Here is a 22,426-nt window from a genome sequence, read left to right on the forward strand (position 1 = left end):
GATCAAGATGACCTTGCTTAATCAGACTGCGATCATTACGGGTGCGGGAAAAGGAATTGGCAGGGCTACCGCCTTTGCCTTGGCCAAAGAGGGCGTCAATCTCGGATTGCTGGCGCGAAACCATGCCGAGCTTGAAGCGCTACAACAAGAATTGACAAGCACATATAGCATCAAAGTAAGCATTACTACGGCGGATATTTCGACCAGAGCAGAAGCAGAGCGGGCAGTGGCAACGTTAATAGCGGAACTCGGCTCCCTTGATATCCTCATCAATAATGCCGGAACAGCGACGTTTGGCACCCTAATCGATATGGAGCCGGAGCAGTGGGAACAGATTATCCAAACCAATCTGATGGGTACGTATTATGTAACTCGTTCCTCCCTGCCAACGATGCTGGCGCAAAAGAGCGGAAGTATCATTAATATCGCTTCTACTGCAGGTGAACGCGGCTTTGCGACTGGCTCTGCTTATTGCGCTTCGAAATTCGCTGTGCTTGGCATGACCGAAGCGCTTATGCAGGAGGTTCGCAAATCGAACATTCGCGTTACTGCGCTCACACCCTCAACCGTGAATACGCCGTTGGCTGTTAATGCCGGCCTCCCCATCGGTGACGAGGATCGTATGATGCAAGCGGAGGATGTAGCCGAGCTCATCCTAGCTGCTCTGAAATTGCCACAGCGTGTTTTCATGAAAACCGCTGGAATTTGGACAACAAACCCGCAATAAACGCAATTACAATGAAATTGTAGAAAGGTATGCACATACCTTTGCTCATGCATATGTCTAGGCACATTATCATGATTGTAAGCTTTCTTTCACGCCAACATCCCCTCCAAGGACTTACACCAGGAGGGGATTTTTATTGGTTTCATTATTGATCCACATTTGATCCTGTGATTCATTCTTACATAGGTTAAAAGAGCCTTTCAGCTTTTCACCTGCTTAAATTCTGAAGGCGAGATACCAGTGAATTTTTTGAAACAAACACTAAAATATTGCGGATTGCGATAGCCAACCTTTTCAGCTACCTCATACGACTTTAGATCGGACATCCGCAGTAGCTCCATTGCTTTGTTCATGCGAAGCTGGTAGAGAAAATCGCTGAAATTAATATTTTTTTCTTTTTTGAAAATAATGCTTAAATACGTAGGGCTGATATGCACGATGTTCGAAACATCTTGTAAGGAAAGCCCCTCTTGATCGTAGTGAAGCTCCATATAGGCAACAGCCCGATGGATAAACCTTTTCACTTGATGGTCACGTTGATCGTTAACAATCGCAATAAGCTGAATGACAAGCTGGCGAATGGATGCGAAAATTTCATAGACCGTTTGCATCTGCTGTTGCTTCGTATAGACGGCATAGAAATCATCCAATTGCTTCGCCTGCCCCTCCAATTCCTTATACAACCAGACGGTAACCTCCACACCAATCAATCGCATGCGGGACAAGGAAACGGATTGGCTCTCTATAATGGACTGCTCCATGCTGCTCAAAATCACAAGCGCTTCTCGCTCCAAGCCAAGCTTAACCTTGAGTGCCAATTCTTTTTCCAGATCGTTCAATTCAACTGCTTCCTTGTGAGGAGCATCGCCGGTATCAGCCACGGTCAGGACACGATTCGTTCCCAAAATATGCCTAAATTCCAATGCAGAGCGTGCACCTTGATAAGAAAACGCGATTTCCGAAGCCGGCCCATACGCAAATCCGATGCCTGCGGTCACTGTGGTTTTCAAATATTTCTCTACATTGCCCCGAATCTTCTCGGCAATCTCGTAAGCCTGCTGCTCAGCCTCCATCTGCCCGCTTTCCGCACATAGGATAAGTACAACCTCATCCTCAAAGGAATTAAACACAAGCCCATTGCCCAGGCTGGCAAGCGTTTCTTCTGCTACGTTCAGCACACAGTATTTGAGCACCTCTTTGCCGAAACGATTCTGGTATTCGGGGTAGCTGTAATCATCGGCCTTCAATAGAATAACCGCATAGTGTGAAGCGGCAAGATTGATGCCTAGGAAGTCACTGCCCGAGCTGATTTCAAGAAGAGAAAGCTTACCGTCAACCAGCTTCTCAAGAAATCGTTGCTTAAGAAGCGGCATACCCTCGACGACCTTTTGCCTCATGACAGACTCATATTCAAGCTCCTTCATCGCCCGCTTGGCAGTCTCGAGCAATTTATCACTGTCCACAGGCTTCAATAAATAATCGAATACCTTGAGCTGCAATGCCCGCTTGGCAAATTCAAAATCATCATAGCTCGTCAGCATAACAATCTTCGTCTCCGGGTACGCCTTAACGACCTGCTCTGTCAACTCGAAGCCATCGACAAAGGGCATGCGGATATCTGTAATAATGAGCTGGGGGCGCTGCTCAGCTATTAGCTTCAAGCCTTCCTCCCCATCGGATGCGGAGCCAACAAGCTCGAAACCGTTTCCATGCCAATCGATGTTTTTGCTTAACCCGCGAATAATAATGACTTCGTCATCGATGATGGCTACTTTATACATGACAGGGATCTCCTCCTGAGCGTCTTTTGTAGGAAAACTTAATTCGTAAGCATCATCTGAGCTTTCCAACGGAAAACTACTGTTTTCTAAAGGTTACAATAGCTACAGTCCCTGTTCCGAGACCACTTTCATAGCTGAGGCCATACGACATGCCGTAATTCAGCTGCAGCCGCTTGTGTACATTGCACACACCAAAGCCAACTGCTTCTTCACCCATCGTGACCTCCAGCAGGGCACGGTTAATGTGTGCTAGCTGCTCAGCCGACATTCCAGCTCCATTATCCTCCACACGGATCACACCATCCTCACCGCGGATCGTTCCGATAATGTGGATATGCCCTTTCGTACGGATTTGCTTCATACCATGATAGATCGCATTCTCGACTAGCGGCTGCAGGGTCAGTTTGACCATTTTGAAGTCCAATAGCTCCGGATCAATGTCAATGCTATAAGTAAAGCTGTCGCCATAGCGCATTTGCTGAATCGTAAAATAATGGTTGATATGCTCAATCTCCTGGGATACAGGAATAATTTCACTGCCTTTACTGATCGAAATGCGGAAGAAATCGGCGAGTGCGGATACCATTTGGCTGGCTTCCTTCTTCTCGTTCATTTCTACAAGATGCTTAATGGAATACAGGGTGTTGTACAGAAAATGCGGCCTGATCTGAAATTGCAGCGCCGCGAGCTCCGCCGACCGCTTCTTTTCTTGTTCTTCCTCAACCTGTACAAGCAAATGTTGAATGCGTTGGATCATATCGCGCATCCCCCGGTTCAATACTCCAATTTCATTGTTCGGGTATTCCTTGAATTCAATATCGAGATTGCCCTCTTCAATGGTATTGATTTTGCGGGTTAGCTGGATGATCGGCTTCGTAATAAAATTGGCCAGAACGTTAGATAGCAGGATCACGACCACGAATAAAACGGACATAACCGCCATGCTCACGTACTTGATGTAGCTGACCTTGTTCAGCAGCTCTTCCTTGGGAATGACCGCGGCAATTTTCCATTTGTTGATTCTAAGGGTATCGTAGACGACCAGCATTTCTTTGCCATATTCATTTTTGATCGTCATTTGCCCGGACGCTTGCTTCGTTTGCAGGATTCGGAGCTGTAGCTCAGCATCCTTAATATCATACTTCTCGGCAATTTTCTTATAGGTGATTAAGCCGTCCTCGCTCACAAGACAGAGATAGCCATTTGTACTGATGGTTGGTGTGGTTAAAATCGTTTGGAAAAACGAGTCTTTAATATTAAACAAAATAATCCCTTTACTGTGGTCTACGTCCTTGCCTAGCAGCTTATATAAACTAACGACCTTTCCGTTGTAGTTTTTATTTAGCGACAGCGCGATGGGGTCGGTATGCAGGGTAAGCCAATGGATCACGGAGGTTGGGTCAGTTGCCTGTCTAAGCTTGTAAGGCTCAAGTGAAATGTTGACTTGCGCGGTCAGGTCATTTTTTCTATAAAAAGCAGGGCGATTATAGTTGTAATAGAGCAGCGTCGAATCAATTAACGCCCTATCGGGGAATGCGCGGTTCAGTGCTTTATTCAATAATAAATAATCGTCCGATTGTAATTGGTACTCAGAGCTTTCCGTGCGGGCCGTAATGTCGGACAAATCGGAATCACTGTCAAGAATAGTCAGGCTGGTTACTACATCGGTTAATTTATCATTCAAAAAACTCTGGGTTTGCGACACCGTATCGGAAATGCTTGTAAACGCATTTTGTTGTAATTGATCGGTTGCGAGCAAATAGGAGAATAAACCAGTAATAAAAACCAATAGCATCATAATCGGAATAAATAATAGCAAGATCGATGATTTCAGTGAACGGTTGCGAATGAACGACAAGTCTAATCCCCCCATGGTTTTATGATAGCACAAGGCGAAGGCGAACAGAGGTTTTTATGGAAATAACAACCAAATCCCCCTATACAGCGCTGATACCTGCCCGAATAAACGGGAGTTACAGCGCTGACTAGAAGGACAGTTTGCCACTATTCCATGAAGGGATACATTAAATCAGTATTTCATGTTATTTCTTGATACTCTTATCGTACTCAGCCTTAGCCTTCTCCATCGCGCTGGCCCAGCCATCAAGGAAAGCTTCGGATGTCATCGATCCGGACATAACCTTCTGGAAATTAGGCTCCAAGGTTTGCGCCAATATGCTGCTGTAATCCGGCAAGTAAATCGGAACATCAAGCACGACAGTATCTTTGTCTGCCATTACTTTGGCTCCGTCTTGGATGTGCTGTGATTTCTTTACATAATCGCTTTGCAGCGCGTCGGCGTTAATTGGCATCTGCCCGATTTTTTCATTCCAGTACGCCTGCGATTCGCTAGAGAGAATGAATTTGAAAAATTCCCACGTTTCCTGTGGATGCTTGCTGTTTTTGAAGATACCGTAGCCATTGGCACTTGGGGCTACGATTGTTTTACCAGTACTCGATTTGGGCAGGATCGTTGCTGCGAATTTCCCTTCGCCAATCGATTGCACATGGTTGTTGTAGGAACCAAAATTATGCTGGACGATAGCGGCTGTTCCAGTATCGAAGGTGGCGACCATTTCCTTATAAGCATTGGTGATGTCGCTGGTCGGTGTGTATTTCTTGTACATGGCTACATATTTTTTCAAAAATTCGAGATTTTTTGGATCATTGACGGTCGCTTTGCCTTTGGCATCAAAGTAGCGCTCAACACCCGAATAAGCATACATCACGGTTGTAAGTTGATTAATACTGCCCCCACCGCCGCGCATTGTGTAACCAAAACGGTTCTTGCTGGCATCTGTCAGTTTCTCAACATCCTTGAAATAATCATCCCACGTTGTCGGCGGATTCAGGCCCGCCTCTTTGATCCAATCTGACCGGTACCAGAATACGTCCATATACATGGTGCCCGGAATTTGGTAGAGCTTCTTGTCCGGCACCAAGGTGCGGTTGTATTCAATTAGGCTTTTGGTGATTTTATCCTTGTCGCTCCATTTATCGAAGTAAGGATCAAGCGCCAGCAGCACGCCCTTGGCGGCAAAATCAGAGATCCAGATCGCATTGATCCCCGCAATATCCGGCGTGTCGTTAGAAGCGATAGCAACGTCGTACTTTTGCTTGGCTGAGGTGCTGGGAATCCCGACGTATTCGACGGTGATGTTCGGATTTTTAGTTTGGAAGCGCTTAATAATTTCTTGTAAATACGGAGTACGGTCGGGTCCAGCATTCTCATCCCAGAAAGTGATCTTCACGTTCTCTGCGGGTTTGGCTGGATCCGCAGGTTTGGTTGTATCTGCAGGTTTGCTGCTGGCTGGACTGGGAGTTGCTGCACCGCCTGCGCTGTCACCACTCCCGCAGCCTGCCATCAAAACAGAGAAACCGAGCGCTCCCATCGTAAGCATCGAAACCATTTTTTTTACCATGTTCCATCTTCCTTTCCATCTCCTACATATATGCTAATCCCCGAGGGAAATTAGTTCAAGCTTAACCTTTGACCGCACCAGAGCCCATACCCTGAACCAGATATTTTTGAACAAAAGCAAACAAAATGACGGCAGGCAACAAAGAAATCAAGCTTCCGGCAGCAAGTGCACCGTAATGGATATCGAATTCTCCCTGCATATAACGCAAGCCGACAGGCAGCGTGAACAGAGCGGGTTTACTTATGAACATTAGAGCAAATAGAAACTCGTTCCAAGCATTAATAAAGGTGAATACGGTGGTTGCGACGATACCAGGCAGCAGAATGGGGAAGATGACGAGAAAAATCGCTTTAAGCCGGCTGCACCCATCGACCATCGCCGCTTCCTCCAGCGCCTCAGGAATATTGCTGATAAACCCACTCATTAGCAGTGCATTAAAAGGAAGCTGGAACGTGCTGTAGGTGATGATGAGTGCAAACAGATTACTCGTCAGCCCAAGCTGCTTGAAGATCATAAATAACGGGATGAGCAGCATCGCGCCCGGTACAAATTGTGTACATAACAGCATGATCATAAAGGCACTCTTGCCTTTGAACTTAAATCGGCTAATCGCATAGCCAACCAAGACCGAGCAGATCAACACAATGATGACGGTCATCGCTGAGACGAACACGCTATTTTTGAAAAAAACCGAGAAGCCTACATTGTTCCATGCTACAATATAATTTTCGAAGGTGACAAGCTCCGGCCAATACCTGATTGGCAAGCGGGTAATTTCGCCCTCCGACTTCAGGGAGGTGACGACATTCCAATACAGGGGGAACAAGGTGAACGCCGTCGCCAGTAGCAGCGGCAGTCTTAATACGAATAATCGATCCAAGCTTCGTAGCATTGGTCTAGACCTCCTTGCCAAAGCGGCTCAGTTTCAGGTAACCCATCGCGAACACTAGCAGAATGATAAAGCTGATAACCGTCAGCGCCGAGCCGTACCCGAAGTTTTGAGCAATAATCGCCTGATTCGCTACGTACATAGTCAGTGTGGTGGTTGCATTGGCCGGTCCGCCGCCAGTCATCGTGAAGATCAAATCAACATTGTTAAATTCCCAGACCGCCCGCAGCAGCGTAGAGAGGATAATCGAATTTTTCAAAAATGGCAGCGTAATGTGGATGAACGACTTCCATCTCCCTGCGCCATCGACCGTGGCCGACTCATACAAATCCTGCGGAATCGTCTGTAGCGCTGCTAACATCGTAATGGTAAAGAAGGGAATACCTCTCCACAGCTCGGTAATGATGATGGCAGGGAACACAGTGTTCATATCCGCCAGCCAGGCAAAGTTCGTGTTGATCAGCCCAAGCTTGATGAAGATACTGTTGACCAGCCCCATATGTTCGTTGAGCAGCAGCGACCACATCGTGGATGTAATAACCCCCGAGACCGCCCATGGCATAATCGCAATGGATCGAAATAGTCCACGCATAGCGAAGGTTTGCGTCAGCAGCAAGGCAATCAGCAGGCCGAAGAGAAGCTGGAATACGACCTCGATGGACACCCATTTGAAGGAAATGAGCAAGCTGGAATAAAACAGCTCGTCGGTAGTGAAGATCGCTTTGAAGTTATCCAAGCCGACAAATCCATTGTAGTAGGGCTTGGAAGGGTTAAAGTTTTGAAAGCTGTAATAGAATACATTCGCCATCGGGTAGAACAGGAAGCCCATAATTAGCAGTACAGCGGGAGCAATCAGTAAATAAGGCATCCAGTTGGTTCGTTGCCGTTTCTTGCGATGTTGCAAGCGCTGTTTTGTCACGTTGCCTGGCATCTTATCCATGTAAGTGGAGTTGGTACTCATCGGGTTCCTCTCTTTCTCGGAAAACTCGGAATGACGACGGCAGGTTCGTCGTTCTTCGTTGGGTATGTATTAACTATACTGGCAATTCCCTATATCTGGAATGTAATATCTTTATCGCTTTGTTAAATATCTTTTCACCTTTATGAGCGGCACTAGGCAAGCCGATTGCCATATGGACAGCACACACCAAAAAACCACCTGGTTATCAATACCAAGTGGTTCGGATGAAAATTCCCTCTATGAAAAGCTCCCTTTACTTTAGATCACCTGCTCCGTGTCTTCTCGTAACTTGCTTTATATTCGTCCATCATTTGGGAGCCGCCGGCTTTTTTCCACTTCTCGATCTCGGCCTGCCACCCCGCATCATCAAGCTTACCCATGATGTATTTGGTTTGCGCGTCCCAGATCATCTGCTCCAGCTCTTTTCCGCGTTCTGAATACGTCGTGGAATTTAAAGTCAGAGCGGGGTTGGGGATCGAATATTTCGTATTCTCCTTGGCTACCGCAATTCCCTTCTCTCCAATCGGAATGTCCTTTAGCAACAAGCTGTTGTATCCCTCCATATAGGGAAGATTATCACGGTATGGCTTCACTTCTCTTTGGAAGGCAGTGAGATCTTTAAACTCTGCTTTGTTGTCCGCAGTCTTCACATAATGCTTGCCTTCCACACCGCGCTGCAACAACGTTGTAGCATCCGGGTTCATTACATTGTCAAGGAATTTCAATAGCTTCTTTACCTCGGCTTCCGTTTTCACAGTAGATTTCGGAATGACATAAATACCGGAGTTACCAGTTTGACCGGCAACGCGAATGCCTTTGGGACCGGCCAACGGTTCCACATCCACTACACCCTTTGGATCAACCTTGGATAGGCGATCCTGCTGGCTTTTCCCGGTCTGCGCTACGGCAATTTTGAGTCCTGCCCGACCCGAATCAAATAGCTTCTCCGCTTCGGTAGAATCAAATACAGCAAAATCCTGGTTAATCAGCTTTTCATCGTATAAACGTTTGAACAGCTTCAACACATCATTGTATTCCTTGGAGGTAAACTCCGGTTCAAAGCTGCCGTTCACAGTGGACCACTTATTCGGACCGCCTAAACCGACAGCAAATCGGGTCAATAGCGAAGCTTGACCTTCATTATACTTTTTAAACAATACGATACCATACGTATCATTTTTCCCATTTTTATCCGGGTCGTTAAGGGTCATAGCCTTAGTTACATCGTACCAATCGTCAATCGTTTTAGGCACCTTCAGACCGAGTCCATCCAACCAATCCTTTCGAAACACGATGGCCGCCCGCGCAATTTCTGAAAAAATAGGAATACCGTATACCTTTCCATTCACCTGTATGTTATCGAAAAACTGCTGGCTCTGGGCAGACAAATTTTTGTAATCCTTTAGATAAGGACCTACTTCCCAGAACAAATCGGACTCCATAGCGCCAATAATGTTTGGCGTATACTGCACTTTAAGCAGCTGAGGCATTTCATTGGAGGCAATCATCAAATTGACCTTATCATCATATGCTGCACCTGGAATCCATTGAATATCTAATTGGGTGTTTGTGTATTTCTCAAGTAGCTGTTCTACTTCACTGTCTTTATTCGGAATATCGCCAACCTGGGCCAGCGCTATACTGATGGGCAAGGGGGTATTATCTTCTTTAACCAGAGCAGCAGGTTTATTGTCTGGTGCTCCACCACAAGCAGCAAGTGACATCGATACAATAAGCAGTGCTGCCATTAGGGTCATTCTTGATCTCTGTGTCGTTCTTGATCTCGGCTTCATTATATAATCCCCTTCCCTTTATGATTAAATTATCCTTTAACCGAGCCTAGCATAACCCCTTTGGCAAAATGCTTTTGCAAGAACGGATATACAGCAAGAATCGGTAGTGTAGCAAATACGATAACTGCCATCCGTATCGTTAGCGGTTGAATCTCGGTTTCATCGAAGCCTGTATCGCCGATTCGGCTTTGAGCCAATATAACGATCTCACGAAGCAGTACTTGCACAGGCCATTTCTGATTATCGTTGATATACATAATGGCATTAAAAAATTGATTCCAATGCGTAACCGCATAAAACATACCAAAGGTAACCATAGCGGGCATCGATAAAGGCAAGACGATCCGGAACAAAACACCGACGTCGCTGCATCCGTCAATTCGAGCCGAATCCTCCAGCCCATCGGGAATTTGCTGAAAAAAGTTTTTCAATACGATTAGGTTGAATGCGCTGATAGCGTTGGGAATCATCAACGACCATAAGGTATTCGTGAGTCCCATTGCTTTTACAACAAAATAAGTGGGTATCAATCCTCCACTGAAGAGCATCGTAAATAATACCGCCATTAAAATAAATTGACGTCCCCGAAGAGTTTGACGCGCAAGCGGATAAGCCATTAATGAGGTCAACAGCAGGTTGATAAAGGTACCGACGACGGTAATGTAGATCGATACGAACAAACTGCGAATCAAGGTATCGGTTGAAAATATATATTTGTAAGCGGATAAGGAAAACTCTTTGGGAAATAAAATAAATCCCCCTTTGGCAACCTCATGCGGACTTGTAAACGATACGGCTAGAATATAAATAAAAGGAAGTACAGTCGCAAGGCTTATTAGGGTAAGCAGCCCATAGTTTATACTGTCAAATATTTTATTGCCTAATGTACGGTCATAATTCATCAGCTTACACACCCTCCTGTTCTATTCGTCCTAATATACGCCTTCCTCGCCGAACTTCTTAGACAGCCAATTGGCTCCCATAACAAGCAACAATCCGATTACGGATTTGAATAATCCGACTGCCGCGCTATAGCTGAACTGTGACTGCGTTAAGCCTTTGACATAGACATAGGTGTCAAACACTTCCCCGACCTCACGGTTCGTTGACGTCAGCATCAGGAAGATATGTTCAAAACCAGAGTCCAAGAATGAACCCAAACGTAAAATGAGCAGAATGACAATCGTGCTTCGAATGGCTGGAAGCGTAATATGCCATACCTGTCTCCAGCGATTAGCTCCATCCATGCGTGCAGCTTCATACAATTGCAAATCGACTCCCGAAAGCGCTGCTAGAAAAATAATCGTGCCCCATCCTACCTCTTTCCAAATCGACTGCGTGACAATCATCGTACGAAACCATTCCGGCTCTAGCAGAAACGCAATTTTTTCACCGGTAATAACAAACAAGAGTTCATTTAAGATCCCGCCTTCGGTAGTAAGTAGCATATAAAATACACCTACTACAACAACCCAAGAAACAAAATGCGGAACGTATATTAATGTCTGTACGAATCTTTTGAAGCGCTCTCTTCTTACTTCATTCATCATTAACGACAACACAATCGGCAGCGGGAAAAAGAACGCCAAATTATAGATGGCGAGCAGTCCAGTATTACGAAATAACATCCAAAACTGCGGTTCACTGAAAAATCGCTCGAAATGCTTCAAGCCAACCCAGTTACTATTCAACATCCCAAGATGTGGCTTATAATCCTGAAAGGCAATAATGAGCCCGTACATGGGGATGTACCTAAAAATAATGAAAAATATAACCCCTGGTAACAGCATAAAATACATCCACTTATCACGAATCAATTCCTTCATGAGCGGGCTGCGGTGACCCGCTTTATTTCTTATCAGCACTGCTCCGTTGTCCGTCTGTGAATCCATGGGTTGTCCTCCTGACATTAATGATTAGCATGATGGTATAGCTAATTATTGTCCGATTTACCGTAACATTCTATAGTTTGAATTTAACTTGTGTTAAATTTGCTTCTTGTTGAACTGATGTCGATACTTTCCGGGAGTCATATCCACAATTTTGCGGAACGTGCGAATAAACGCAGTTGTGTTCGTATAATTCAGCCTTTCAGCAATTTCAGAAACCTTCCATGACGTATTTTCTAGCCAGGTTTTCGCTATACTCATCCGATAATCCGCCAAATATTCGCTGAAATTGATATTCATTTCCTTCTTGAATACCCTGCTTAAGTAGACGGGATGAAAATTCATAATGGATGCACACGCCTCCAAAGAAATCTCCTGATCGTATCTTTCATGAACAAGCTTGATCATCTGATTGGCTATATTTAAGTACTGGGATTCGGCTTGTTGATTTAAAAAGTTAATTATCGGATCAAAAAGCTCGCCTTTAAACCATTGTATGATAGACTCCAGAGTAGTTAGTTTCAGGAAATGTTCAACGGTAGCTTTTTGGCCCAGTACCAATTTGACTGAACCTCCCTGCTCCTGAACAAGATGGTAGGATTTCGAAATCAACTGCATCATGAGTACAGGGTATTCATTGAAATGGATGCCTTTCTCCACAATGGCCGATATATAGGTATCGAATATAGTATCGACTGCTTCTACATCACCAGCCTTTAAAGCAACACCTAACTTATCCTCAAGAAGCTTTAGTTGCGTATAAACCGTCACTTCCATTGTTTTCTTACCAGCGTCTATATCCTCGTAATGAACAATGATATCCTGCCCCAGGCTCATACGACACTTCAAGGCCTCCAGACATTCCCTATAAGCCATCACCGATTTGGTCACCTTATCAAAAGGTTTGCTAATCCCAATGCTGACCGGCAGCTGAAGAAATTCTTGAACTTTGCCCTTGATTAATCCCGCAATTTCGAAAAAGTGCAGCTTCTGTTGCGCATCATGGTCATAAGGACAGAGCAGGAGGGTTACCTGCGACTGATCCAGCAAAATCGGGCTAAACCGATCATCCTTCGCAATTAATTCGCCTATGATATTATTAATAGCGAATAGCAAAAGCTCCTTATCATGCTCCTGATACCGTGTTTCCTCCAGCGAATCAATCTGTACAGCCATTACCACAAGCCGCTTCCAGCGTGTAGGAAATCCGAATATTTGTGCGCGGTAGGCAAAATCAGCATCCGAAATTTGACCCGCAAACAGCTTCAGCATGAAAAATTCATTTAATTGATTGAACTGTCCTCGAACCTGCTGCTGGAGATTTTTCTCCGTGCTGAATAAGGTGCGGAACCGTTCTTCGATTGATAAAAATTCATCTTTATGATCATGGTCATCCACTTTGATGTCTTTGGTAAATTCAAAAAGCCGCTTAATCGGAGAATACATTTTCCGGCTTCCATACAAAGCAATCAGAGCGACTAATGCAAAGATAATAGTACAAGCAATAAAGGTGATCCAAGCAATCTTCTTGGATTGTTTTGTAATGTCCTTGATCGATACGGCAGAGACATAAATCCAACCATTATAGGATGAAGACCGGAAAGTAATCCCCATATCCCGACCTAACAGATCAGCATTAAAAAAACCAGACTGCTCTTTAGTCGCAATAATACGTTCGGCTACCAAGGAATGAATCTCCTTATTACTATCCATATCGCTGCCTTCAGAAAGAAAATCCTGTCCATTGCTATCAAGCAAGAATACCTCCCCCAACTTATTGTTAGAGGACAGCAGGTCCTTCACTTCGCTGTTAGCAATTTCCACGATTAGCAACGCCTTCGGCTGGCCTTTGTTCGTTATAACAGGAACTTTAAATACCATCCGTATTGCTTTGGAAATGTTGCCTTCTTCAGGTTCTGCTTCACTTATATGGGCCTCAGCTTCATTGCTACTGTTCTTGACGGGAATCCAGAACAAGTTGTTGGGATATTGTGCATAGGAAGCTATCAGATCATGCTCCTGATGGGTGCTGAATTTGCGAAAGGTTGCAAAGCTGACCATCCAATCCTTTTGCAGATTGACCAAATAAGCCTCTCGGATGCTTGTGAACGTCTGCAAATTATACAATCCTTTAGATAAATCACGAATGTCGAAAAAGTCGTCTGCATTTAAGCTTTTATCCAATGAATACGCTACCAATGGAGAGTTTAAATATTGCAATGAAGTCAGCTCCAACGTTTTCAAAGCCTGTTCCACCCGCATTTGTGTTTGCAGAAGAACCTGCATATTCCCTTCCTTGACCTTCTCCTCGATATCTCCTGAAGCTATGTAATAAGAAATTACACCGATCGAGATGACTGAAATTGCTGCCAGAATAAAACTAAAACCAAGTAGGCGCAACATAAATTTAGGCATAGGGTAATCTCCTCCTGTCTTCATGTATCGGAAAAGACCTTGCCAACGGCAAGGTCCTCTGCTTGGTAGCGTAACTAGTTGATTCCTTAATTATTTTTTGTTTTTTGCATAGGCCGCTTCATATTCTTTTATCAAGCTGTCACCACCCGCTTTACGCCATTTTTCTACTTCGTCCGCCCATCCCGCATCATCAATTTTGCCTACGATATATTTCGTCTGCGCATCTGCTATTAAGGTATCCAGTTCTTTACCTCGCTCCGTGTATATCTTGGAAGATAACGTTAATGCAGGATTAGCTATTGCATATTTAAGACCCTCAGGCTCCATTTTATAGCCTTTCATGGCAAGCTCTGTATCTTTTAACGGAGGTACATTATACGTTTCAAAGTTCAGCAGATTGTCACGGTAAGGCTTAACCTCGCGATTAAAGAGAGTTAAATCGATCCATTCGACAAAGCCGTCGGATGATTTCTTATGGTGGACACCCTCAATTCCGCGTTTTTGCAAGGTTGACATATCTTTATCCAATAATTTATCCATAAACGCCAGCAATTGTTTGAGTTCAGCTTCGTTTTTTACAGCTGATTTCGGAAACGCCAGAAAACCGTTATTACCTGCTTGACCGGCAACTCTTGGTCCTTGCGACCCTTCCCATGGGGCAATGTCCAATTGAGCCGTACTCACCACCTTAACGATACGATCCTGAATATTCGCAGCATTGGTGGCCAATCCATTGATTTTAATAACTGCACGACCTGCTTCAAATTGCTTATCCATTTCCGTACTATCCAAAGCCGGGAAGTCCTGATTAATAAGTTTTTCGGTATAAAGACGTTTGAACAGCTTCATAGTGTCTACAAATGGTGGAGTCAGAAATTCGGGGGTGAATTTCCCGCTGTTATCAACACCCCATTTATTAACTCCCCCTTGGCTTACTGCCACACGGGTTAGAGTGGAGTTGTTACCATCATTATACTTTTTTTCCAGCATAAGTCCATAAGTATCATTTTTCCCGTTTTTATCAGGATCATTTAATGTTAACGCTTTCACAACACTATACCATTCATCAAGTGTTTTTGGAACCTTCAAGCCCATGGAGTCCAGCAGGTCTTTCCTATAAACAATCGCGTTCCGCCCGATTTCGCGGTAATTGGGAATTCCGTAAAGCTTGCCATCCACTTTAATATTCTCATAATATTGTTGATTTTGTGCCATCAAATTTTTATAATCTTTGAGGTAAGGGCCAATTTCCCAGAATTGATCCCCTTGAATAGTACTGATAATCGTAGGAACATAGTTGACTTTCATGATTTTTGCCATTTCATTGGATGCAATCATGATATTGATTTTCTCATCATAAGTGGAGTTGGGTACCCACTGAATAGTCAATTTGCTATTGGTATATTTTTCAATCATCTGTTCAATCGTGTTTCCTTTGGCAGGGATGTCTCCTACCTGGGGCATTACAATCGATACCTCTAAAGGTTTCGTGTCTTCTACCTTTGTACTGCCTGTAGTACTCTCTGTTTTATTGGAAGCTTGCTCCCCTGCACAGCCTGCTAAAACCCCTGTGGCCATTGTGATCGTACCTATTAATGCGAACCACTTTTTTTGCGTCCTGTTCATCTGGCAATTACCCCTTTTCCGACTCTAAATTTTTAGTATCCGGCTGCGAAAATTATACTTACAGTAAGTGCATGTCAGCAACCAAGTCTGCAACAAGGAAAATATAACATCCGACCCAGTTACAAACAATCCTCTTTATTTAACTTGTTGGAAAAACACGATGGATTCGCCAGTTTGATAAGCTTTTCCTCATATCAAAATCCTCTCCAAGTAAAAATCACTTAGAGAGGCGTTCGAAAAAATTCGCGAAATTGGATTAAGCTTATTTACTTTTTAGCCAAATATTTGCGTATATCAAAACCAACAGCAACGACAATAATCAACCCTTTGATGATTAGCTGCCAATATGGGTTGACCCCTATGAAGGTTAATCCGTAGTTGATGACACCGAAGATCAGGACACCTGCCATAATCCCAGGCACGGTACCGATTCCACCAGCTGTAGAGACCCCTCCCACCACACACGCAGCGATAGCATCCAGCTCGTACATGTTGCCGTAGTTATTGGTAGCCCCGCCTGTTCTAGCTGCCTCCAGCACACCACCAAGACCATAAAGTGCACCGGCAAAGCCATAAATGTACAACAGGTTCCGCCTGACATTAATACCCGAAACGGTTGCCGCTTGAATGTTGCCGCCGATCGCGTACATATTTTTCCCGAGCCGCGTTTTATTAAACACCACCCACACGATGATCGCAACGACGACGGCGATAATGACAATATAAGGGATGGAATAAGGACCGTTGGGACCTATAAAGCCAGTGCCGATATTCGTAAAGTCTTTCCTTAGCCCGGCAATCGGCTGCGATTCATTCGGCTTCAGGTCAAAATAGATCGAGTTCGCGCCATATACAATAACCATCGTGCCCAAGGTAGCGATAAACGGAGGAACGCTAAATCGTGCAACGATCCAGCCATTAAGCAAACCGACCACAAGGCCCGCTATAATCCCAATAGCGATTGGAGCCCATACGGGCAGCTGCGCCATCTCAGGGAAAAAGCGCCTTGGATAATCGACGATTTGCAGCATAGAGGCCGAGAGGACAGCGGTTAAACCAACTACCCGCCCCGCTGAGAGGTCGACACCTCCCGTAATCAATACAAATGCTGCACCGAGGGCAATAATGGCACGGGTTGAATTTTGCAATAGGATATCCCGTAAAATGTCCAAGGATAGAAATCGCGGGTCGGATATGGCAATCCCTGCTACAAGCACAAGCAGTACTATATAAATCGCATACTGAGTGAAGAAATTGCCTACACTTTTCGTATTCATCTGGTTTGGTTCCTTTCCCTATGACTTGTGCCTTATGCCTTGTGACTTATGACTCATGACTTATGCTTGGTAGCCAAGCGCATGATCTCTTCCTCGGTTGCCTGGCTCCCTTCCACCACTCCGGTAAGGCGTCCTTCGCACATCACCATAATGCGGTCTGACATCCCTAGCAGCTCGGGCATCTCCGAGGAAATCATCACGATGCTTTTCCCTTGCTTGGCTAGGTCTGCCATGATGCTGTAGATTTCAAACTTGGCTCCTACATCGATCCCGCGTGTGGGTTCATCAAGCAATAAAATGTCCGGCTCGGTCAGCAGCCAGCGAGCCAGCAGCACCTTCTGCTGGTTACCCCCCGAGAGGTTTTTGATCAGCGTACGCATCGATGGTGTCTTTACACGAAGCTGCTCGATGCTACGGTTGACTTCCTTCCTGTACTTTTTCTCATCCAGCAGAAAAAAAGGATTCACATATCGATCCAAATTAGCGATAACCGTATTTTCCTGGACGGACAATACCGGGAATATACCGGTTACACGGCGCTCCTCAGTCAGCAGTGCAATCTTATGCTTCTTCGCATCAATGGGAGATTTAATCCGTACCTGCTTGCCATGCATTGAGATCGTGCCCGATGCCAAGGAGCGCAGCCCAAACAGCGCTTCAATAACCTCTGTACGCTGGGCACCGACAAGTCCGCCTATTCCCAGAATTTCTCCCTTGCGAATATCGAAGGATACATCCTGAAACATTTTCGGAAACGGTGAGGATAAGCCTTCAGCTTTTAGGATCACCTCTCCGGGCACATTCGTCCGCTCTGGAAAGCGCTGGCTCAAATCACGGCCGACCATTTTGGTAATAATGAGGTCTGTCGTTAGCTCCGCTGCCGGCCACGTACCGATCAGCTTGCCATCGCGCATAATCGTAACCTCATCGGAAATACGCAGGATTTCCTCCATTTTATGAGAGATATAAATAATCGCTACGCCGCGCTGTTTCAGGCCGTCAATGATTTTGAATAAAGCCTCTACTTCATTGCCCGTGAGCGACGAGGTCGGTTCATCCATAATAATAACCTTGGAATGAAAGGAAACGGCCTTGGCAATCTCCAGCGATTGCAGCTTGGATACCGACATCGTCCCGGCAATCGTGTAAGGATCAATATCCATTTCCAAATCCTTAAATAGCTGATCCGTATCCTTGAACATCTTTTTGTGGTCGACGAATTGAAAAGGACCCCTACCTTTCACAGGAAAACGACCGAGCCAGATGTTCTCCATCACATTACGGTGCGGAACGGGGTTAAGCTCCTGATGAATCATAGCGACACCCAGATCAAGTGCGTCCTTGGAGCTATTCATTTCCACCTGGCTCCCGCTCAAATAAATCTCTCCGCCATCTGGCTTGTAGATACCAAACAGACATTTCATCAGTGTCGATTTACCCGCACCATTCTCACCCATCAGCGCATGCACGGTACCTGGACGAACCTTAAGCGTCACATTATCGAGCGCCTTGACGCCCGGGAATTCTTTGGAAATACCCTTCATTTCAAGCAATAAACCATTATCAGCCACTGCTAACGCCCCCTGCGTATGTTGAATGTATACGCAATGTATACGCCTCTTCCGATGCCTATCCAATTATTTTGATTTATTTCGCATTATTTAGCGTCATTCATATTTTCTTTCGTGATTTTTTTGTAAGGGACCCACACATATTTACCGTCGGAAATGTCATAGCCTGCATTGTCTTTATTCGGCGTTTGGCCCTGAGCCAATACGTTCGCCAGGTTCAAGGTCGCTTTACCCTGGTTTTTGGCATCATTTAATACCGTTCCGAGCAAGGTACCATCCTCCAACGCTTTGAGTGCAGGTGCCGTAGCATCAACACCAACAACGGGAAGGTATTTGCCATCCTTAAAGTATCCCTTCGCCTTCAAGGCCTCAATCGCTCCGAGCGCCATGTCGTCATTATTTGCGAATACCGCTTCGATTTTATCGCCTTGGGAGGCCATGAATGCAGCCATTTTTTCCTGCCCTTTGACACGATCCCACATCGCTGTATCCTCTGCCAGCTTTTCCACCTTCAGCCCGGAGTCCTCAACGGCTTTGATCGAAAATTTGGTACGCAGCTCCGCGTCTTGGTGGCCAGGCTCGCCTTTGAGCATGACATATTGGACAGTGCCGTCTTTGTTCTTATCCGCTTCCGGGTGGGCTTTGAAGTAATCGACGATCAATTGACCCTCCATCGTTCCGGATTGCTCGGCCTTGGCGCCCACATAATACACCTTATCCCATTTTTTCATATCGTCCGCAAGCGGCTCACGGTTGAAAAATACAACGGGGATATTGGCTGTTTTAGCTTTATCGATGATAACGCCAGCGCCCGTACGGTCAACGGGGTTAATCGCGAGAGCGTTCACTTTTTTTGTGATAAACAAGTCGACTTTATCGTTTTGTGTAGGCTGTGAGTTTTGGCTGTCTACAACCTCGGTAGCTGCTTTGCCTTCAGCCGCTGTCGTAATCGCATTACGAACGCCTGTCATAAACGTATCGTCAAATTTGTAAATGGCTACGCCGATGACCGGCTTCTTGGCCGCTGCTGCCGGAGCCGGCTCCGTTTTTGCACCAGGCGCCGGTGCTGCACCACTTGCTGCTGGAGCAGGTGTATTCGAGCCGCAGCCCACAACCGTCGCTATCAAAGCCGCTGCGAGAAGAGTCGTCATTATTTTTTTCATGTAAAGACCTCCGTTAACCTTATTTTTAATGATTTCTACATCCTTATTATCAGTGAAATCAAGTGCTATTCCCATGCAATATACTCCTGTGTTCTATGAATATCCTCATGTGTTTAAGGAATGTGTGTTAGCCGTTGGTTACTGGACAAACGGAAACAGCAGCTTTTGATTATCCAGCCAAAACATATTTTCCTGATCAATCACTTTTGTTCCGGTATCAATAAATTCAGGAATTTTGTGGCCGTCTATTGCTTGGGCTACATGTTTAACTCCCAAATATCCCATAATAAAAGGATTCTGGATGATCGTTGCCTGAATGACGCCATCCTGCAAAAAACCGATGTTCTCCGGCGTATTATCAAAGGTAACCACCTTCACTTTTCCGGCAAGCCCCATTCGGTGAATCGTCGACGCCGCTCCTATCGAGGAGATTGCATTTAATGCGACTAGCCCATCGATTGGTTGGTCCATGCCGAGCAGCTTCTCGGCCAACCCTTCGCAATGCACGGAATCGGTATCGCAATATTCCTTGTCTGCAAGCTGCACCTGTGGATATTTGGCTAACTCCTCAAGCAGTCCTGCTTCTCTTTGCCGAGTATTTTTGGTCCCTTTGTCAAAGCTCATCACAGCAATACGGCCTCGTTCACCTACCAGCTCCATCAGCTTTTTGGCGGCCTTTTGCCCAGCCTCATAGTTATTGATCCCGATGTAGCCTTTCGCTTGCGGTGAATCCGCCTCGGAGTCGATCGTAATAACAGAGATATGCTTGCTTGCCGCTAGCTCAGCTATTTCCGTAAAACCTTCGAAATCGAAATCATTAGCAGCTAGCACCAAGCCATCGGCTCCGTCCTTAATGGCCTGATGGACAAGCTCAAGCTGTCCGTTGATATCTTCTCCCCGCTCAGGTGAGGTAATTGATATCTGTAGATTAAATTCCTTGGCAGCGGCTTCTGCACCCATGCGAACGGTCTTCCAATAGTCGCCTTGGCTGGATTGGAAAATTAGCGCCACGCTTTTCAGCGATTCGGCTGGATTGGTCATATCCCCTTTAGCTGAGCAAGCGCTCAAAAGCAAGGTCGCCATCACCATAGTCGCAAATGTCCATCTATACTTCATTAAAGTTGTCATAGGTCCTCCCGTTCACTTTCCTCCCCAATAAAAGGAATCGTCAGCTTAACTAACGTCCCCTCCTCCAGCACACTTTCCACCTGTAAGCCATAAGGCTCGCCGAATGTAAGGCGTATGCGTTCATGCACATTTTTGAAGCCCACGCCCGAACCTTCATCGGATTTAGTTTCTCCAGATAAAATCAGCGCTAACCGTTCAGGAGAGATGCCCAGCCCGTTGTCCCTCACCTCAAAAATAACTTGCTGCTCCTTAACCCGGGCGGATATACAGATATGTCCTTTATCCACCATCATCTCGATACCATGATAAATTGCGTTCTCCACTAACGGCTGTAAAATCAATTTCAAGGTCTTGCAGGAAAGCACCGCTTCCTCCGCTACGATTTCATAGTCGAATTTATGCTTATAGCGAACCTTCTGGATAATTAAATAATTACGGATATGCTCCAGCTCTTCCTGTACTTTAATAATTCGCTTGCCTTTGCTCAAGCTGATACGAAAAAATTTGGATAACGAGGTAATCATCGTGATCACATCCTCGCTTTTGCCGCTGCCTGCCATACGCACTACAGAGTTTAAGGTATTGTACAGAAAATGCGGATTAATTTGCGACTGCAGCACATCCAATTCACTCTTTCGCTTTGCTTCTTGTTCATGGATATTTTGCTCCACCAGCTCGCGGATCCTGACAACCATGAAATTAAATCTGCGGGAAAGTCGTCCCACCTCATCGTCGCCGCGGATCGGAATATGAATATCAAAATCCCCATGCTCGACCTTGCGCATAGATCTCTCCAGTCGCTTGATCGGTTGCGAGATTTTGGCAGACATAAATGCAGAGATGAGCAGCACGAATCCAAGAACAACAAGCAGCAGCCACGAAATAAACCCGCTGATTTCCCTGCGCGTGGTCACGATCTCATCCATATAGGAAACGCCGATTATTTTCCACCCGATATTATTGACAGTGTTGATCGTAATGAGCCGTTTCTCCCCATTGGATTCATCCAAAAAGCTGCCGTATGTATATTTGAGCGCCTGCTCCACATTTTCATATTTGAGCCCGATATAAATTAGCTGCTGCTGCGGATGATAGATCATATTCCCCGCCGATTCATCAATGATGTACACATAGCCTTTTTTCCCCAAGCTTACCTTGCGGCATAAATCATCAATCGTTTTAAAATTAACGTCTACCAATAAAACGCCTTGGATGCTTTGGTTATTATGTTTAATCGTAATCCCCTTGCTCATCGATACCACCCATTTGTACTCACCCTTGTACAAGTTCTGGATATGAGGAAGCGAATACGACAGGTGGTTCGGATTTTCCAGTGCCGATCTAAACCAGCTTTGCTCGGTTAGCCTAGTAATGACACGCATTTCTGCGTTAGGCAGACCCGTTATCAGCTCTCCCCCGCTTGTAAATAACGCCATCGAGACAATATCGTCCCGTGAATCCAGGATCGTATCCAGCTGCTCAGCTAACCTATCATTGGGAATTCCCTCGCTGATGTTAATTTTTTTATGAACCAGCCCAAATACCTCAGCCATTCCCTTTAAATAAATGCCTAAATTTGAATTGACCTGCTCGACGATTTGCTGGTTGCTTAAGATCGTATTCCTCTCGGCAGTCTCAGAAAACTTATTGTACAGAATCACACTAACAAAAAGCATGGCCAGCACCGTTACAAGCGTAAAGGAAACCGTAATAATAAACTGGATGCTTTTTACTCTCCAAATCTCAACTAAGGCATACCGCCAGCTGCGAAGCGCTTTTTTCAT

Annotated in this window: 16 protein-coding genes; 1 reads left to right on the top strand and 15 read right to left on the bottom strand. The window is 45.3% G+C overall.

Features of this window, described 5'->3' with window-relative positions; translation table 11 throughout:
* Positions 1-7 precede the first annotated feature (7 nt).
* On the top strand, positions 8-727 hold the full coding sequence (locus G9U52_RS04675; RefSeq protein WP_166146805.1) for a 3-ketoacyl-ACP reductase: 720 nt from the start codon (positions 8-10) through the stop codon (positions 725-727).
* A 200-nt stretch (positions 728-927) separates the two neighbouring features.
* On the opposite strand, the gene G9U52_RS04680 is transcribed toward G9U52_RS04675, so the two are convergent.
* The 15 genes from G9U52_RS04680 to G9U52_RS04750 all read right to left on the bottom strand — a co-directional run bounded on the left by G9U52_RS04680 (position 928) and on the right by G9U52_RS04750 (position 22,426).
* Complete coding sequence (locus G9U52_RS04680) at positions 928-2,508, bottom strand: response regulator (RefSeq protein ID WP_166146807.1); 1,581 nt, start codon at positions 2,506-2,508, stop codon at positions 928-930.
* 76 nt (positions 2,509-2,584) lie between these two features.
* The gene (locus G9U52_RS04685; RefSeq protein ID WP_166146809.1) at positions 2,585-4,366 is read right to left on the bottom strand and encodes a cache domain-containing sensor histidine kinase; all 1,782 of its coding nucleotides are present in this window, start codon (positions 4,364-4,366) and stop codon (positions 2,585-2,587) included.
* A gap of 184 nt (positions 4,367-4,550) precedes the next feature.
* Positions 4,551-5,930, bottom strand: coding sequence for an ABC transporter substrate-binding protein (locus tag G9U52_RS04690; RefSeq protein ID WP_166146811.1), 1,380 nt, complete (start codon positions 5,928-5,930; stop codon positions 4,551-4,553).
* A 61-nt stretch (positions 5,931-5,991) separates the two neighbouring features.
* A complete protein-coding gene (locus G9U52_RS04695) occupies positions 5,992-6,822 on the bottom strand; it encodes a carbohydrate ABC transporter permease (protein ID WP_166146813.1) in 831 nt (276 codons plus the stop codon).
* Positions 6,823-6,826: 4 nt separating this feature from the next.
* A complete protein-coding gene (locus G9U52_RS04700; RefSeq protein WP_243767150.1) occupies positions 6,827-7,780 on the bottom strand; it encodes a carbohydrate ABC transporter permease in 954 nt (317 codons plus the stop codon).
* Positions 7,781-8,043: 263 nt separating this feature from the next.
* Positions 8,044-9,573: an extracellular solute-binding protein gene (locus G9U52_RS04705; RefSeq protein ID WP_166146815.1), complete on the bottom strand. Its 1,530-nt coding sequence runs from the start codon at positions 9,571-9,573 to the stop codon at positions 8,044-8,046.
* 29 nt (positions 9,574-9,602) lie between these two features.
* Positions 9,603-10,475 carry a carbohydrate ABC transporter permease gene (locus G9U52_RS04710; protein ID WP_166146817.1) on the bottom strand — a complete coding sequence of 291 codons (873 nt, stop codon included), beginning with the start codon at positions 10,473-10,475 and terminating at the stop codon, positions 9,603-9,605.
* A gap of 30 nt (positions 10,476-10,505) precedes the next feature.
* Positions 10,506-11,399, bottom strand: a complete 894-nt coding sequence (locus tag G9U52_RS04715) for an ABC transporter permease (RefSeq protein WP_243767198.1) — start codon at positions 11,397-11,399, stop codon at positions 10,506-10,508.
* Between the two features lie 159 nt (positions 11,400-11,558).
* Positions 11,559-13,877 carry a helix-turn-helix domain-containing protein gene (locus G9U52_RS04720; protein WP_166146821.1) on the bottom strand — a complete coding sequence of 773 codons (2,319 nt, stop codon included), beginning with the start codon at positions 13,875-13,877 and terminating at the stop codon, positions 11,559-11,561.
* A gap of 90 nt (positions 13,878-13,967) precedes the next feature.
* Positions 13,968-15,503, bottom strand: coding sequence for an extracellular solute-binding protein (locus G9U52_RS04725; protein ID WP_166146823.1), 1,536 nt, complete (start codon positions 15,501-15,503; stop codon positions 13,968-13,970).
* Positions 15,504-15,769: 266 nt separating this feature from the next.
* Positions 15,770-16,780, bottom strand: a complete 1,011-nt coding sequence (mglC, locus tag G9U52_RS04730; RefSeq protein ID WP_166146825.1) for a galactose/methyl galactoside ABC transporter permease MglC — start codon at positions 16,778-16,780, stop codon at positions 15,770-15,772.
* Positions 16,781-16,833: 53 nt separating this feature from the next.
* Positions 16,834-18,324 carry a sugar ABC transporter ATP-binding protein gene (locus G9U52_RS04735; RefSeq protein ID WP_166148094.1) on the bottom strand — a complete coding sequence of 497 codons (1,491 nt, stop codon included), beginning with the start codon at positions 18,322-18,324 and terminating at the stop codon, positions 16,834-16,836.
* Between the two features lie 113 nt (positions 18,325-18,437).
* Positions 18,438-19,514 (bottom strand): galactose ABC transporter substrate-binding protein, encoded by a 1,077-nt coding sequence (locus tag G9U52_RS04740; RefSeq protein ID WP_166148096.1) that lies wholly within the window; start codon positions 19,512-19,514, stop codon positions 18,438-18,440.
* Between the two features lie 138 nt (positions 19,515-19,652).
* A complete protein-coding gene (locus G9U52_RS04745) occupies positions 19,653-20,642 on the bottom strand; it encodes a substrate-binding domain-containing protein (RefSeq protein ID WP_166146829.1) in 990 nt (329 codons plus the stop codon).
* Positions 20,639-22,426: a cache domain-containing sensor histidine kinase gene (locus G9U52_RS04750; protein WP_166146831.1), complete on the bottom strand. Its 1,788-nt coding sequence runs from the start codon at positions 22,424-22,426 to the stop codon at positions 20,639-20,641. The genes G9U52_RS04745 and G9U52_RS04750 overlap by 4 nt, the downstream gene beginning before the upstream one ends.

The sequence above is a fragment of the Paenibacillus agricola genome (assembly GCF_011440305.1).
In the GTDB taxonomy this organism is placed as follows: Bacteria; Bacillota; Bacilli; order Paenibacillales; family NBRC-103111; genus Paenibacillus_S; species Paenibacillus_S agricola.